The organism is Burkholderia sp. RF7-non_BP4 (assembly GCF_001521935.1).
Classification (GTDB): Bacteria; Pseudomonadota; Gammaproteobacteria; order Burkholderiales; family Burkholderiaceae; genus Burkholderia; species Burkholderia diffusa.
Genome location: NZ_LOTA01000059.1, coordinates 13,355 through 29,123, shown reverse-complemented (window position 1 = coordinate 29,123; position 15,769 = coordinate 13,355). Strand labels below are relative to the sequence as shown.

The window sequence follows — 15,769 nt, the reverse complement described above, 5'->3', positions numbered from 1 at the left end:
TGACGCAGCATCGGCAGCGTAGCGTGCCGCTGATACCGATTGATGTTCTGAAGACTTTGTTGAATAGAAGCCATAGGTACTACTTCCTCATGATTGTTGAGTGGGTTCGTCTTGTTGCACCCCACCATCTACCGCGCTGAGCCCATCCAGATAAGCCTGCGCCTTGACCTTGAGCCGCTCGTCCTGCGAATTGACCACAACTTCGTCGAAGCTGTGACGCGCCAGCGCTGCCCGACCCATCATCAAATGACACTGACCTACATGAAACATCGGCCGATAATCGTCCTTTGCCAACGCGAACGCCAGCGCATAAAGGTCGATAGCTTTTGCGTAGCTCTTCTTGAGTTGAAACACGGCGGCCAGTCCCATCGCATAGTCCACGTTGTAAAAATCGTAGATATACAGAAACCGGAAGAACACCTCCGCCTCGTCCAGACGCCCCTGCTGATAGAATCGATACGCATAGGCATAGATGCCATCCATCAAGTCCTGGGAGATACCCTGCATATCCTTGATGGTCGCGCCAGCCTGAATTGCCTCAAACATCGACGGCGCCATCTCTTCCAATTCAAATACATCGGAGTCACGCGTTTTTTGGGCCATACCACATCCTCATAGCGGTCAATTGTTAGCCAATCAATGCGTTTCGATGCGGCGATGCAACACGATTCACTGTACGCTCCGCCCCACGAAACAACTTTCAAAAATCATGCGAAATACAATTAATCTATTTGTCAATCCTCTGCGACATCCGGACGCACACGCTCGTCTGCGCTGTCGTCCGGCACCACGTCCGGCTGGTTCGCGCGCTCCACCTCCCTCAACCACTTCAATACCTCGAATACCTGTCGAAGATCTTCGATATCCACAAACGTATACAGCCGTGAGTGGCGGTAGATCGAACGCGCCAGCGCAATATCCCGCACCACGGGCACGCCCACCTGCTCTGCGTAACGTAACGCGGCCAGTGCCCGCGCGTTGGTTTCACGCACAGACACAAACGGCAGCGGCGCGATGGCCGTATTCATGTAAATTCCGATCGCGATGTGGGTCGGATTGGCCAACATCGCGTCGGACTGCCGAATATTCGCTTTCGTCTCTTCAGACAAAAGCTCAATGTGGACCTCGCGACGACGTCCCTTGATCTCAGGGTCCCCTTCGGTATTCTTATGCTCCTGCTCGATCTCATGACGGTCCATCTTGAGATTTTTGTAATACAGCAGGTATTCGGCCACGGCGTCTATGACCACCACCGGCACCGAACAGGCGAGGAAAAGCAGGATCAACTCCAGCGTCAATCGCATCCACACATGCCCAACTGCCATCGTTGGCAGATCAAAGGTACGGAATAGGGTGCGCGATTTCTCTGCCACAAACAGTTTGATGGTTACACCAGTGACGATCAGATACAGTATTGCCTTCAGCAATTCCTTTAGCGTTTTCAGACTAAATATCTTCTTGAACCCGCTAATTGGGTTAATCGCGCTCAAATCGAACTTGATCGCTTCGGTTGCCACTGCAAACCGACTCATGATCAGGCTTGGTAAGGCACTCGCAACCACGCACACGATGAGCAGCGGCACAACGATGAACAACGCTTCCCGAACGCATGCCGACAAAAATGCATGCGGCGTTGGAAGTTCACGTTGCACGGCCAATGCATTCAGAACGTCCATGACCTTCCGGACATCCACGAGCCACACCGTCGCCACCGCCCCGACCGCCAGTTCAATCAGCGTCGTCAGATCCTTCGACTTGAAGGTTTGCCCCTTCTTCGCCGCATCGCGCAGTTTCTTCGGAGTGGGTTTCTCAGTCTTTTCAGCCATACGTCAAGTGAAAAATTGTGCGAACGGATGGAGTCCGAACACACGCGTGAGCGCCGAAGGCACCGCATCCACGAAATAGAAATGCAAAATCACGAACGCCAACACGCTCTTGATACTCAGCGACAAAGAAAATGCGTTCACCTGCGGGCAAAAGCGCGAAAACAACCCCAGCAGCACGTCCGACAGGAACATCACGATCGCAACGGGCGCGGAAAGCACCAATCCCTTCGCCACCGAATCAGTCAGTAAGGTGCCAAAGCGCAGCAGATCGACATGCAGAACGCCTCCGACCGCCACTTGTCGATAGCTGTCGGCGATCGCCTGCACGATCACAAGCATCCCGCCTTGCTGAAGGAAGATCGCTGCATACATGAGGCTCACAAATGGCGAAAACACTGATGCTTCGATGCCCGTTGCAGGATCCAGCGAATCGCTGATCGTGGCGCCGCGTTGATTATCGATCAGCTCGCCCAATGCAGTGGCGACCCAAAAAGGCAGTGCCAGCGTCAGCCCCAACACGAGACCCACCATTACTTCCTGCATCATCAGCGCCAGCAATTCGCCCCAGGTGCCCGGATGTGGATGCGCCATGGCAGGCCACAAACCCAGCACGACCATGAAGATCGCCATGTTCTTGACGATCGCATTGGACACGGTCCGGTCGCTCAGGAATGGCAGCAGATAAAAAACGGGCGCCACGCGGGCATAGCCGATCGCCAGTGAACCGAGCTCGCGATAGTATTGGGCAAACAGCGTGTAATCCGACACACCGCCCCCTTACTTCAGTCCGATTGTCACGGCCTCGATGGCAAACGCGATCAACTTGGCCGAGATCCAGTTCGACAGAAGCAGCAACGAACCAAATACGGCAAGCAGCTTGATCCCGAAAGGCAGAGTCTGGTCCTGAATCTGCGTGACGGTCTGAAACAGGCCGACAATCAACCCAACAATCGTCGCCACCGCCACTGGCACCGCGCACAGCAGAATCACAAGCACAATGGCCTTGCTGCCGATATAACTTAGTTCACCCAATTTTATGTCCTGTCATCAACCGCGATTAGCAAGCGTGATCGCTACTTCATCAAATTCATGTATTGCATGATCATGCCCTTGCAGATTAGCGTCCAGCCGTCCATCGCGACAAACAAAATCAACTTGATCGGCACGGAAATCGTCACCGGACTCATCATCATCATGCCCAAAGCCAGCAGCACATTGGACACAATCAGGTCGACCACCAGAAACGGCACATAGAGATAGAAGCCTATCTTGAAGGCGCTTTTGATCTCGCTGAGCGCATAGGCCGGCAGCAATACCATCAGCGAGTGCGCGTTGGCGCCCGCATCCTCGTTCGTGACAGCGCCCGCATCCCCATCGGCATTGTTAGCCCCTGCCGTTTGTGCCTGTGCAAAGAACTTGACCAGCCCCGGATCCGCATAGCGCTCAAGGTATCGCTTGTAGTCACCCAGCCCGCCATCAACGAAATCGTTCAACGATTGACTGTCCATGACATTGACCTGATGCGACTGCAGATATTCATAAGCCCTATGGGTAACCGGCATCATCACAAACAGCGACAAAATCAGCGCAATACTGTTCAGGGCCAAGTTCGACGGCACCTGCTGGATCCCCAGCGCATTGCGCACTAGCACCAGCACGACGGAAAATTTGACGTAACACGTTCCGGACGCGATCACAAAAGGCAACAGGGTCGCAGCCGACAGGATCGCAATTAGCAGTACATCATGATTCAGCATTGCACCTCACTTCGGCTCAGCCAATTCGATCGATTGCAGCTCAACCGCGAGCCTTTCACCAACCTGGATCAGTTCACCCCGAGCCAAGTAGCGGCCATTGGCATAAATGGTCACCTCGCGCTCGGCACCGGGCGCCAACGGCACCACCATGCCAGCATGGAGTGCGGCGACCTCTGCGACTGTCGTTTCGTTCTGCTCGAGCACAAACTCAAGCTTGACGGGCAGTGCATCCACTTCAAACGGACGCCCATCGCTTGCGCGCGCATGGCGGGCTTCCCCACCGGCGGGCGTCGCGCTTGCCTGCGCACCGTCGCTTTTGTCATTCAAGATCATCGTGTTTCCTTCTAGCGAAAACGTGAACATCCTCTGGCTACTCGCCTTGACCTCCGGAGCCCACGTCTGAATTAATATGGCATCACCGACACGCAGGCGTCGCAATGTCACCAACGGCGCCTCCGTCCGGCCCAACGCATAACGCAGCGTGATCGGCACACGAGCCGCACGCGCGGCGCTGTCGCAGACCGGCAGTCGAGCTGGCAACTCCACGAAACTGACGGCAATGCGCCCCTTTGCCTCCACCCGCAAGACGGGCTCAGGAGGACTATCTGCGTCCAGAACGCACATACACTTCACGTCACACCAGCCAGCTGCAGGTGCCACCAATACGCGACGAATTGCGTCATCTTCATTCATCAACGCACACAAGTGCCGCGCATCTACCGCCTGCCACGCGACATCACGCCACGCCGGGTACGCATTCCGTGCCAATTCGACTGCATTGGCCCAACCAACATAGCGCTGCCCTGCCGCCATGGCTTCAATCCGAACCATTCCTCGTCGCAGACAAATCGTTTGAACGGTTGCCGCATGCCCGGCAGACCAACCTGCGACATGCTGCACCAATCGCGGTACCCGCGTGTCCACTTGCCTGAGTTTCAATCGTGCATCCGTCATTCGTCGTCCTGCGTCCACTGAGCCCGATGTCGGTGCGACTTCTCTTGGCCTCCGCCCTCACGTTGAATCGCCACCGTGCCGGGCCGCCCATCCTGATATCGAGACAGTGCGTTCGCCACAGTCTCGTCCGAGGTCGACACAGTGAACTTCTGCATCGGTCCCGGAACATCGGTTCGGACGTCGACTGCGGGTTCCCCGGTCCAGGAATTAAATTGATAGCGAATTGTGCGACCCGTTGATGTGGTCGACCGGACAAAGCTCGCTGTCGAGGTAGCCGGCGAATCGAGACGCGTCCATCGCGTCAACTCTGCACGCGGCGGCTTGGCGAAATCCTGGGACACATCCTGTCCATGGCCGGCATTCCCGCTGACCGCACCTTGCGGATGCCATCCATTTATCGTGGGCGAGCCGTCAGTATGACGCGACGTATCTCCATGCATTCCGGCACGGGCCGGCGACGCACGAAGGTCCGCTAGCCCGCCCTGCTGGGCCTGTCGCGCATTTGTCGGTAGCGCCTCGCGCTTCTTAGTGTGGTTGCCGCCGCCTACTTGCCCCGCATCGTTGGCGCGCGGCGGCACCGGCCCAACAGATCCCGCATGAGCGGACTGTGCGCTTGCCAGTGGCGCTTCGCGCGTCTCCACGTGGCCGCCAACGCTCCCTTGCCCCGCGCCGTGAGCGCGCGGCTGCACCAGTTCAACAGATCCCGCGTGAGCGGACTGTGCAAGCAAGCCTGCTTGCCCGCCCTCGCGATCCGATCGCACGTTTGCCGGATGTGCGTCACGCTTGTCCACGCGGCTGCCGGCACTCACTTCCCCGTTGCCGTGGGCGCGAGGCGGCTCCTGACCAGTAGCCCTCACATGCACGGGCCGCGTACCGCCGTCCATCCGACCGCCCTCACGACCCTGCCGTACGTTTGCCAGTCGTGCCTCATGGCCTCCGGCCATCACTTGTTGGGCAGACAGGGAAATCGCTCGCCCGGCACCATCAAAGCGAGCCGAAAGTTGACGATCTGGCACGGGTGCCCCCCACAACATCACGCCACATCCGCTACCAGGATCACGTTCACGCTTGCGCTCACGTTCCGAGGACTTGCGATGCGTCGCGCGGCGGGAAAAATCCTCCTTATCCGGCGCCTGCCCCATATCGTCAGTCACGGCGTAAACCTCCCGCTCTGCGCCGTCCGTCGCGACATTGCGCCGGTCAGCCATTGCCTTCTGGCATCGCTGCTTGAGCGTCGTCGTGTCAGATGCGTGATGATCTGATTCATCCATTCCCGTTGCACCTGGCCGGGACACGTTATCGATCGTGGTCATATCCCACTCTTTCCATCGTTTCCGATTCCATTTGAAGATCCTGCCGCAACAGACGCTGCGCCCGCATTCGACACATCCACTTCTCGTGTTTTTTTTGCCTGCGTCTCAGTGCTGTTGCGGCGCTCTGCGCTTTCGCGATCGCCTCTCTCGCCTCGTTTCGACTCGCCTCCAGCTCCGTCACCTCCAATTGATGGCACGCGATCTGGAAACGTCCCACCGCCTGCTGGCCGCGAATCCGCATCAACGCATTGCGACGCACCACACCAGACGGCGTCAACGTGGTAACCAACTCGTCGCGCAAATGCGCAATCGCATTGGTATGCGTATCGATCTCGTGCTCGATAGCGCCCAGATGCTGACGTTCACGCGCCAGCTGAGCCTGGATAGCACTTGCTCGATGCACCAGCACGTTTGACAACGCAGCGATGCGCTTAGACGGCTTCACTCATCCGCTCCAGTGTCTGGCCAAAATCGGCCCGTTCGTTCAACGGCTGCTGCAGAAAAGCATCGAGCTCCGCGCGCTTCGCCATGGCTCTGTCGTTGTCGGGATTTTCTCCAGGTCGATATTCACCCAGGTCGACCAGAATCTGCATCTCGTCCAGACGCGCCAAGTGACTGCGAAACTGTCGCGACAATCGGTGATGATCCGAAGTCGTCACGTCCTCGAACAAGCGGCTGGCGCTTTGCAGGATATCGATTGCAGGATAATGCCCCTGGCCTGCCAGGCTGCGACTCAAATAAATATGCCCGTCGAGAATCGATCGCACCTCGTCGCCGATCGGATCCGGCTCGTCCTCGTTTTCGAGGAGAACGGTATAAAACCCGGTAATACTGCCTGTCTCGGTGCGCCCAGCCCGTTCGAGCAGGCGGGGCATGGTTTCAAATACCGACGCCGGATAGCCACGTCGCGCCGGCGGTTCGCCCGCTGCAAGCGCAACATCGCGCAAGGCCCGGGCGTAACGTGTCATGGAGTCCAGGAACAGCATCACATTCATGCCCATATCCCGAAAATATTCGGCGATCGCAGTCGCGACCAACGCTGCATTGCAGCGATCCACCGACGAACGATCGGAGGTCGCATAGACGACGATGGTCCGGTCACGACGCGATGACGCCCGCACGCGCTCGACGAATTCCGAGACTTCGCGTCCGCGCTCCCCCACCAGCGCGACCACATACACGTCAGCGGCCGCGTGCTCAATCAGCATATTCATCAGCGACGTCTTGCCACAGCCTGCCGCAGCGAAGATTCCCACCCGCTGCCCGACCCCGCAGGTCAGCAGCCCGTCGATCGCCCGGATGCCGGTCGGCATGCAGGTGTCGATCACACGCCGTTGCCTGAAATCCGGCGGGGGTGCGTCGATCTCCATCCGCTGCCTGCCACCACCGACCGGAGCGTTTTCGCGCAACGAAGCGACATGTTGGCCCGTCGCGTCCACGACGCTGCCGAGCATGTCCACGGACATATCGACCGTCAATCGCGCACCGGTCGGCACCAACACGGCCTGGCGCGACAAACCCGTGGTCGTGCCAAGCGTGCTCAGTACCGCCACGTCATCGCGGAGCCCCACCACCTGGGCCCGCCCTACCGCCTCTCGCGCCTCAGTGTGCGCCCGAATCAGACACAGTTCGCCGATCGCGACATCCGCAAGCGGCGCCTCAATGATGGGCCCCTGAATGCGACGCGGATGCGCGAGGCGCTGCGCCAACTGCAGAATGCTCATGCGCGCCCTATCGTGTCAAAATCTCGTTGACAGCGCACAGATCCTCATAAAAGGACTGCAGCGCCTCGGTAAAGGCCTCGACATCGTACCCACACATGTCCTCGACCTGACCATGAAGCAGCAACTCCTCATCGACCAACGACAACAACGGCCGATGCACCACAAAATGCGCCGAAACGCGTGGCATCAGGTACCCAAGCAAATCCGACGCGGCGTTCGACAACTGAAGATCACCACTGAATTCGAGCTTGCTCCAGATCCTGATGTGCTCATCCTCGCATTGAACATACATATCCGGCACCGAGTTGAAACTCAACCGAATCGGCGAGTGCCCATCCAGTTTCTCATCAACCAGATTTGAGCAGCCAAGCAATGCCATGCTGTCACGTACCAACTTAACCATATCGATATTCATGGTGAATATCCTCCTTTATACCGTGCGCAACACGTCGACTTCGACACCGTCAGCGACTTCCCCGAACGACAGCACTTCGAGTTCGGTGAACCGGCTCTCGATCAAACGCTTGACGAAACGCCGAACCTCCATCGAAGTTAAAACAACGACATCACATTGCGAATATCCGATCCCCCCCAGTCCGGTTTCCAGCAAATCCAATAACGCTTCACTTTGAGCGGGCTCCAGATTCAAAAATGAACCACTGGAGGTTTGCCTCACGCCCTTATTGACTCGCTCTTCAAACTCGGCGGACAAGACCACGGCGTTCAGTCGATCACTGACGGCAAAACGGTTCGTGATATAGCGCGCAAGCGCCCCCCGGACATGCTCAACCAGCATCACAGGATCCTTTTCGCGCGGCCCCCATTGCGCCAGCGACTCAAGAATCAGTTTCATATTTCGCACGGAAATGCGTTCCTTCAGCAAACGCTGAAATACTTCAGAGATACGCTGCACTGAAACATGACGGTAATTTTCCTTGAGCAGCTCGGGATATTTTTTTTCCATATCATCCAGTAATCGCTTCGCCTCCTGGATTCCAAAGAACTCCGTTATGTTGCGCAATACTACTGACAAAAACTGGCCATACAGGTCATCCAGCGCGGAACGTGTCTGGACATCCATCCGGTGCAATCCCTGCACCTGCTCTGTCTTTACCCAATACGCCTCTCCGCCGGCGTTATCCGGCAGCAGCAGCGGGTTCATCTGCAAACCGTCCAGAATCGCAGTCGATCCGATTACACGATGACGGTCAAATGCGATGGAAAACGTCGCGGCGCGAATTTCATTGATCAGGAGCATCACCTTGCACGCATCAACGTCAGGCGCGTATTGCACGTGGATATCGGGCAGGCGAACCCCCATTTCGATAAACGCCCGTTCACGCAGTTTGGCGATCACATCCTGGGATTCCATCGATTCGCGATTCTGTTCGGATGCCACAAGCATCAACTGGACCGTTTCTGGAATCAATCGATCAACGTCCAGCTTTGGCTTCAGTTCCGGCGCCGCCCCATGAGCCGACGCGCCCTTCAGGCCAGCCGCCACTTTGCTCACCAGCCCCTTCGGCGCCGGTTCGCCAGCCGCGACGCGCGTCGCCATGCGCTTGCGCAAGACCACCGCCCCCAGTCCAATCGCAATCACCAAAAATACGATGAACGGAAAGCCCGGCAAGATACCAATCGCCAGTGCAATGACTGCGGTAACCAACAGGACGAACGGGTTCGTGAAGAGCTCCCCCACAATGCCCTGCCCCAGGTTTTTTCCGGAACCGCCTACGCGCGTCACCACGAAGCCTGCTGCAATTGCAATCAGCAATGCCGGAATCTGGCCGACCAGCCCATCTCCAATTGTCAGGATGGTATAGGTGGTCAGCGCCTGCGACATCGTCATCCCGTGTTGCATGATCCCCACGGCAATCCCGCCAATCAGGTTCACGAAAATCACCACGATCCCGGCAATCGCATCGCCCTTGATGAACTTCATCGCACCATCGAACGCACCATATAGCTGGCTTTCCTGCTCAAGCGAGCGGCGACGCTCCTTAACACCCTCACTGTCGATGATTCCGGCCTTGAGATCGGCATCGATACTCATTTGCTTGCCGGGCATCCCGTCGAGCGAAAAGCGCGCAGCGACCTCGGCCACACGCTCGGCCCCTTTTGTAATCACGATGAACTGTACGATCGTCACAATGGCGAACACAACAAAACCCACCATCAGGTTGTCGCCAATCACGAACTGACCGAACGTCGTGATGATCTTCCCCCCCTCAGCCTGCAACAGGATCAAACGAGCGGTACTAATCGACAGCGCCAGTCGGAACAGTGTCGTAATCAAGAGGATCGACGGAAAAGTCGAAAACTCCAGGACGTTCACGATGTAGAACGATCCCATGAAGACCAACAGCGCCAGCACGATGTTGAAGCCGATCAGGAAATCGAGCACATACGCCGGCAGCGGCACGATCAGCATCGCGATCACCAGCACCATCAACGCCACGATAATGAGTTCCGGTCGTGACTGAATACGGGTCAGTACATTCTTCATGTTCTTCAATCCGCTGTACGCGAGACGGACAATGTCGCGCGGCGCTTTTGCTTGCTTTCCTCGGTATGAAGTGCGGTCATACAATCGCGCAGCGTATCGAGTACGGCATGCCGCTCCTCGATACTGTCGTACAAACTCGATGGGATCGTCGCAAAGGCACGCGAAACGCGTTGCATCACTTCCGAGCACCGCTCCGCCGGAAGTACGCTCAACACCGAACCCAACGACTCCGCAAGCACCGACTGCATGTCATAGGGGCGCTGCAAGCCTGTCAGCATCATGTGGATTGCCAGCTCCTCCGACACCAGTTGCACTGATTCGGGCCCGGGATCCAGCAAACGCCCGAGAAAAATCGCATCAGCCGACGACAGCGCACGCAAGTGCCCTATCGATGTCAGCAGCGGACCAAACTCAGCCGCACACCCGCCACTCGGATCTAGCGACTGCATGTCGTATTTCAGGGCGGCACCGACATATTCGAGAATGCGCTTGCGACGTGCGATACCGAATTCCTCGATCCAGCTTTCGTACACGACCCGATACGCCTCTGCAAATTCGAGAAACTGCCGGTACAGCTCGCGCAGACGTCGCGGGTCCAATCGCAACTGCGTGGCGAATGCGCGTGCCTTGAGCGCGACGTTGATGCCAGCCTTGATGGCACGCGCCTCATTACCTCGCATGAGCTCGTCGATCGCTTCATCGAGCACCTCGGTTGGCTCGCCGTCGAGCTTGCGCCGCCGCCTCAGCTCGCGCAGCGCTAGCAACGCGTCGCTGCCGTCGGGAAAACGTTGCATCACCTCTCGCAGCACTGCCACCACGCCACGTGAACTTGACGCCGTCTGGCCTTTCAGCGCGTTCGCGAGCTCGTCCAGCTTGTCTCCGGCCTCGGGATCCAGCATTCGTTCGAGATCGTCGGTGCGTCGCGTGCGCCGGTCCACCGATCGAAACCGGCCGAACTGCGCCAGCAATTCCGCCGCGTCGTCCTCCGCCTCCACCAGCTGTGCCGCCACAAGCTCGACCTGCTCGACCTGCTCGTCCGGCCCCTGGTCGAGCGACGGGTCCCGGTCGAGGCGCGCACTCCCGCTCAAGCTCCGCCCCGAAAATCGGTTACCCGGAATATTCGTAATGGCAGCCATTAGTGCGCCTCCATATACGGACGCAACAGATTCACGGTCGCGCGCAACGCTGCGTTATTCTCGATATCGCCCGACTGCCACGCCTGACCCTTTCGCCACGTCGCGCCGGCGCCCAGCACCTTGGGCTGGATCAGAAAAACCCGCACCATCTGGTCATGGCTTTCGGTATGCCAGCGAAACAAGCCACCGATATAAGGAATACTGGCCAATCCGGGAATACGATAGTGGTGACGGCGCGCATCGTCGCGCGTATTGCCGCCAATTAGCAAACTCATGTCGCGCGGCACGCGCGCTACCGTGTCGATTTCGGTGCGATTCACGAGCGGCAGTGGCGACGCGCCGTTCGCATCATCGCCATTTGCATTGCCATCCTCTACATCGACCTGCATCTCGACTTGCGAACCATTGGCTGTCAATCGCGGCAAAACGTTGATCATCGTGCCGTAGGTCACATGCTCAAGCGAAACAGCCCGCTCGCCGATCAGCTTGGCATAAAACGTCTGGTTGTTGTCGAAGACAGCGGGCATGTTCTCTTGCGTCAGCAGGATCGGGCGCGACACGATCGTAGCGTCACCGTTTTGGTGTAGCGCCATGATCGACGCAAGGAATTTGGGACCGTTCAGCGTAGTCGTATTGTCGGTTCCGTTGAAATTTCCCGAAATCGTGTCCGAGCCGAACGTGCCCTGCCAATTCACGCCCAGTTGATCCAGGCAGCTCTTCTTGATATCAATGATCCATAACGACAATTCGATCTGGCGTTTCGAAATATCCAGTGAATGAATCAGGCTTTCCATATCCTGAACCTTGTCCATGGGACCGGTGAGCACGATGCTGTTGGTATCAGGGTACGCAATGGCCCTCACGTCCGTTTCCGCACTCACCGAAAATGCCCCCGAGTGAGGTGCAACAACAGGTGAAGCGGAAGCCTCGGCTGCGGGCGCCGGCAACGCGTCGCCCACCGAAAACGGCGAGGTATCCTGCCGATCAGCATGGGTGGCTTTGCCCGGCGTCGAGTCGGTTTCCGGTGTCCCAGCCCCATTGCTTGATGCCGGTTGACCACTAAAGATCTGCGACAGGACCGTCGCCATGCCCGGAATATCGACAGGCTCATCACGCAACATATATCGGCGGTCGTCGACAAAGCTGTTGTGCAGGGTCACGACCTTGACCACCTGCCTGCCGCTCTGCACACTGCCACGCATTTGGTCCAAATACTTGGCGGCCGCCGTCACCAGGTTCACATAGATGGGTGCACCGGTTACATAAAATGTACCGCCCGAATCGTCACCCCGAATTGGGAACGACGGATCCAGCAAATGCGTCTCGCGAACGAAATTGCGCAGATTGCGCACCGTGGCGTGCTGCATCGACACCACTGCATTCTTGATCTCGCCATCGTCGTACAAGTAAATCGACGAGCCATCGTCGTAGGACAGCAACCCCATCTGATTGGACAGCTGTTTGAGCACAGCGCGTGGATGAACCAAATCAAACCGCCCCGTAACATGCTTGTGCCGCACCCGGTCACTCAGCACGACCGCGCGATTAAGCCGCGCCGCAATCGCGTTGGTCAGCGCAGCAAGACTGGCATCATTGGCCATGAACGCGGGAGAAGAGTCTGCACGCACCTCGTGCGGATCATTCGCCGCGCCAGCGTCATCCGGCGCCCAAACGGCAGCACTGCTGACGGACGCCGCCTGCGACGCAGAAACGGGCGCATCGACAGAGGGCTTCATGGGCATCGCCAAAGGCGCAGCGCACGCCACGCGCACTATCACGCAACACAATCCGAACAGCGCGGCGATACGTGGCGCCGCTTTCAAATACTTCATGCATTATCCTTATTGACCTTGCCGTATCTTGCAAGGTGAAATACCCAAAAAGTCCTTCACCTCTTTTGACAGATGTGACGACGATGAAAACCCGGAGCCGATCGCCAACTCGGTAAGCGACTTGCGCTCATCCACAATCCCCAGCACCACCCCGGCCGCGCGCCAGCGACGCAATTCGCCCTTCAGGCTTGTCCCCAGCGCTTGCCGGCACAGACGTCTAAAATGCGATTCCGATACGCCGTATTGGCGACTGAGATCTGTCACAGATTTGAAACTCAAGCGCTCCGCCAGCAGGAACCGCACAAGGCCATAGCTCTCGTTCGCGCGCAGCAATTCGAATAACGCCGCCATCTGTCCATCGCGCTCGATGGCCCGCTCGACCATCCATCGCTCGATATGGTCAGCACTCAAGCCGCCCGGCACCTCGATCAACGACACCGTGCCCCTCTCGCCCGCCGAGGCAGGCATGGCAAAACCCGCTTCGATAAACGCCAGCAATTTCGCGAGCAGCGACAATGGAATACGCTGATAGCGCCATGCGCCAGTTCGAGCGGTGACTTCGAATTCGTGCACGCCCGCTACGAGGAGCGATTTGCTGTCAGTGACCGACGTGGTGCACCGACGCTCACTGGATGTCACGACCTCCAGCAAGACGGAATCCGTGACCGGCCGGATTACCAATACCGACGGCCGCCTGAAAGCACGTGGCTGCGCGACGCGCACCATATGCCACCCCAAACGTACTGCCCGAGCCAGTTCCATGCTTTGACCTCCGATGCATCGGCATGAAATCGAAGGATGACCGCCGATTCGCCGACAATTTATTTCAGTACGGAGGTTATCATTCGAGCAATATTCGCCCAACACCGTTTAGCGATTTTAAGAAAAATCCGATATTGAAATAGATATATCCTCTGCCGTGTTCGGTGATTTGTCCCGCTGTCAGATCAGCATCAGGATGAATTGATAAACAAATCATCGATTTTTCATGCCACGCCCCCACTCCCTTCCGCATAATCCATTACTCCATTTCACTTGGGCGGCGCCCGCAGGCACTGACGCGCTCATTTTTCTAGCTCTTTTTGGATGACTCATCTCGACACCTCACCTTTTCATCTAGCCCCGGAGGACACCTCGCACGACAGCGGCACCGCATTTACGCAATCGCTCCCGGAAAATGATTCTCCGGCGCGCCACGCGTATCAGCTGCGCATCCTGTTCGGCCCCCTCTTCGGCGTCGATATTCGGTTGCCGGAAAGCGAGGTGTTCTTCCATGTGGGAAACGATGTACCAGCCACCGCTCCTGGCGAACGCAGCACGGTCTGCGCACTCGAGCAGGCCACAAACGTGCTCTACATTCCGTATCCAGGCTCGACTGGCCACTTCCGCCTGCGCCTGTCATCGGATGGCGTGCATCCTGATCCGGATGGCGAACCTCACTGGAACACGCATCAGGTTGAATTTGTGGGGCACGATCAAATCGAGTGCTTGTCGTTCGCGCACAATGCGCCGCTGCGCCATGGCGCAGTTGCTTTTGCAGTCAAGCACGTCGATGAGTCTTGGAGCGATGCGGTGCTGAACTTCTCGCCGGCGGTGGAGTCCGATGGGCCAGGATCGGCGTGCCAACCCGAATCGGCTGTCGACGCCAAAGCGCGGCGCGTTCATTACCGATGGGTTGCGTTGCTGGCGATCGTGCTCGTCGCGATCCTCACTGGCATCGGATATTGGCAAGTGCATTCCTACGTTTCGTCGCGACAATTGGCCACCGTCGCCAATATGCTGGCCCAAGCTCCGGCGCCAAATGCAATACTGCCCGGCCGCGATGGAATTATTCATGTAATCAGCAGCACCGATGACGGCGCTGACTGGGATCGACAGGCACTGCTCAAGGCGTCGCCAACCCGACACGTCCAAGTCACGTCGCTCGCCAGGGAGAAACGGCAACTGGAGCACCAGTTGATCACGCAGGGCATTACCGTCGTGTCGATCCGGCTGGATACACCCGCCTCACCCACCGTGGTTGTGATGGGTGGCACCGATGCCCGCATTGATGTGTCACGGCTTGAGCAACAGGTTCAACAGCTTGTGCCTTATGCTACGCGGCCCCAGGTGCTCGTCACCAACATGCAGACGATCGAACAGTCCGCGCGTACGATGCTCGACGCGATCGATGCCCACTATCGGGTCACCCCGCGCCCTCAGGGCGTCACGTTTGAATTGCTCGGCTCGCCTACGGATACGCAATTGGCCGCCCTGCAAAACCGAGTTTTGCGTTTCAGCCAGCTTTGGGGAACACGTTATGTCAATTTCGATATCGCGATGCGTCCGAGCCGGCTCAACGACAAATCCTACTGGGACGGTGATGGCCGCTACATTCTGGTCCATCCTGATTCTTGGTATTTTCCTCAACCTCTCAATGGAGTGATATGAGTATGAACGTAAGCTTTCCTAATTCTTCGAATATGTTGGGTACAGATCTAAAGCCTGCCGACGGTGACTATATCTGGAACGCAGGTGCAGCTTTCGATACGGGCGTTGGCGATCTGAGCAATCAAATGAAGCAGGCCATGAGTATGCTGTCGACTTCGCCCAGCGACCCGGTCTACCTTGCGCAATATCAGGAAGTTGTATCCGAATTCAGCATCTACCGCAATGCACAGACGAGTACCGTTCACGCGTTGTCAGATGTCGACAAGACGATCCTCGGGAACTATCGTTAAA

At 57.5% G+C, this 15,769-nt stretch carries 16 protein-coding genes; 2 read left to right on the top strand and 14 right to left on the bottom strand.

The window, feature by feature from the left end:
* Positions 1–87 precede the first annotated feature (87 nt).
* The 14 genes from sicA to WS49_RS20935 all read right to left on the bottom strand — a co-directional run bounded on the left by sicA (position 88) and on the right by WS49_RS20935 (position 13,810).
* Positions 88–603 carry a type III secretion system translocator chaperone SicA gene (gene sicA, locus WS49_RS21000; RefSeq protein WP_059532898.1) on the bottom strand — a complete coding sequence of 172 codons (516 nt, stop codon included), beginning with the start codon at positions 601–603 and terminating at the stop codon, positions 88–90.
* Between the two features lie 131 nt (positions 604–734).
* Entirely contained in the window at positions 735–1,826 is a 1,092-nt protein-coding gene (locus WS49_RS20995; RefSeq protein WP_059532895.1) for an EscU/YscU/HrcU family type III secretion system export apparatus switch protein, read from the bottom strand.
* A 3-nt stretch (positions 1,827–1,829) separates the two neighbouring features.
* Positions 1,830–2,594: a type III secretion system export apparatus subunit SctT gene (sctT, locus tag WS49_RS20990; RefSeq protein WP_059532891.1), complete on the bottom strand. Its 765-nt coding sequence runs from the start codon at positions 2,592–2,594 to the stop codon at positions 1,830–1,832.
* A 9-nt stretch (positions 2,595–2,603) separates the two neighbouring features.
* On the bottom strand, positions 2,604–2,858 hold the full coding sequence (gene sctS, locus WS49_RS20985; RefSeq protein ID WP_059532888.1) for a type III secretion system export apparatus subunit SctS: 255 nt from the start codon (positions 2,856–2,858) through the stop codon (positions 2,604–2,606).
* A gap of 41 nt (positions 2,859–2,899) precedes the next feature.
* Complete coding sequence (locus tag WS49_RS20980; protein WP_059532886.1) at positions 2,900–3,583, bottom strand: EscR/YscR/HrcR family type III secretion system export apparatus protein; 684 nt, start codon at positions 3,581–3,583, stop codon at positions 2,900–2,902.
* Positions 3,584–3,589: 6 nt separating this feature from the next.
* Entirely contained in the window at positions 3,590–4,537 is a 948-nt protein-coding gene (sctQ, locus tag WS49_RS20975; protein WP_082722053.1) for a type III secretion system cytoplasmic ring protein SctQ, read from the bottom strand.
* Positions 4,534–4,977 (bottom strand): SpaN/EivJ family type III secretion system needle length determinant, encoded by a 444-nt coding sequence (locus WS49_RS36640; RefSeq protein ID WP_441294168.1) that lies wholly within the window; start codon positions 4,975–4,977, stop codon positions 4,534–4,536. Before WS49_RS36640 ends, sctQ begins: the two co-directional genes overlap by 4 nt.
* An 856-nt stretch (positions 4,978–5,833) precedes the next feature.
* A complete protein-coding gene (locus tag WS49_RS20965) occupies positions 5,834–6,295 on the bottom strand; it encodes a hypothetical protein (RefSeq protein WP_156437312.1) in 462 nt (153 codons plus the stop codon).
* On the bottom strand, positions 6,282–7,574 hold the full coding sequence (sctN, locus tag WS49_RS20960) for a type III secretion system ATPase SctN (protein WP_059532874.1): 1,293 nt from the start codon (positions 7,572–7,574) through the stop codon (positions 6,282–6,284). Before sctN ends, WS49_RS20965 begins: the two co-directional genes overlap by 14 nt.
* 7 nt (positions 7,575–7,581) lie before the next feature.
* Positions 7,582–7,989, bottom strand: coding sequence for a hypothetical protein (locus WS49_RS20955; RefSeq protein WP_059532871.1), 408 nt, complete (start codon positions 7,987–7,989; stop codon positions 7,582–7,584).
* 15 nt (positions 7,990–8,004) lie between these two features.
* The gene (locus WS49_RS20950; RefSeq protein ID WP_059532904.1) at positions 8,005–10,080 is read right to left on the bottom strand and encodes an EscV/YscV/HrcV family type III secretion system export apparatus protein; all 2,076 of its coding nucleotides are present in this window, start codon (positions 10,078–10,080) and stop codon (positions 8,005–8,007) included.
* Positions 10,081–10,085: 5 nt separating this feature from the next.
* Positions 10,086–11,216, bottom strand: a complete 1,131-nt coding sequence (gene sctW, locus WS49_RS20945) for a type III secretion system gatekeeper subunit SctW (protein ID WP_059532868.1) — start codon at positions 11,214–11,216, stop codon at positions 10,086–10,088.
* Positions 11,216–13,048 (bottom strand): type III secretion system outer membrane ring subunit SctC, encoded by a 1,833-nt coding sequence (sctC, locus tag WS49_RS20940; protein WP_059532865.1) that lies wholly within the window; start codon positions 13,046–13,048, stop codon positions 11,216–11,218. Before sctC ends, sctW begins: the two co-directional genes overlap by 1 nt.
* A 9-nt stretch (positions 13,049–13,057) precedes the next feature.
* Positions 13,058–13,810 (bottom strand): helix-turn-helix domain-containing protein, encoded by a 753-nt coding sequence (locus WS49_RS20935; protein WP_059532862.1) that lies wholly within the window; start codon positions 13,808–13,810, stop codon positions 13,058–13,060.
* A gap of 324 nt (positions 13,811–14,134) precedes the next feature.
* On the opposite strand from WS49_RS20935, the gene WS49_RS20930 reads away from it, so the two are divergent.
* Together WS49_RS20930 and sctF are read left to right on the top strand one after the other, a co-directional pair.
* Positions 14,135–15,478 (top strand): PrgH/EprH family type III secretion apparatus protein, encoded by a 1,344-nt coding sequence (locus WS49_RS20930; RefSeq protein WP_059532861.1) that lies wholly within the window; start codon positions 14,135–14,137, stop codon positions 15,476–15,478.
* Positions 15,475–15,768 carry a type III secretion system needle filament subunit SctF gene (gene sctF / locus WS49_RS20925; protein WP_257127640.1) on the top strand — a complete coding sequence of 98 codons (294 nt, stop codon included), beginning with the start codon at positions 15,475–15,477 and terminating at the stop codon, positions 15,766–15,768. Before WS49_RS20930 ends, sctF begins: the two co-directional genes overlap by 4 nt.
* The last annotated feature ends 1 nt before the right edge of the window (position 15,769 follow it).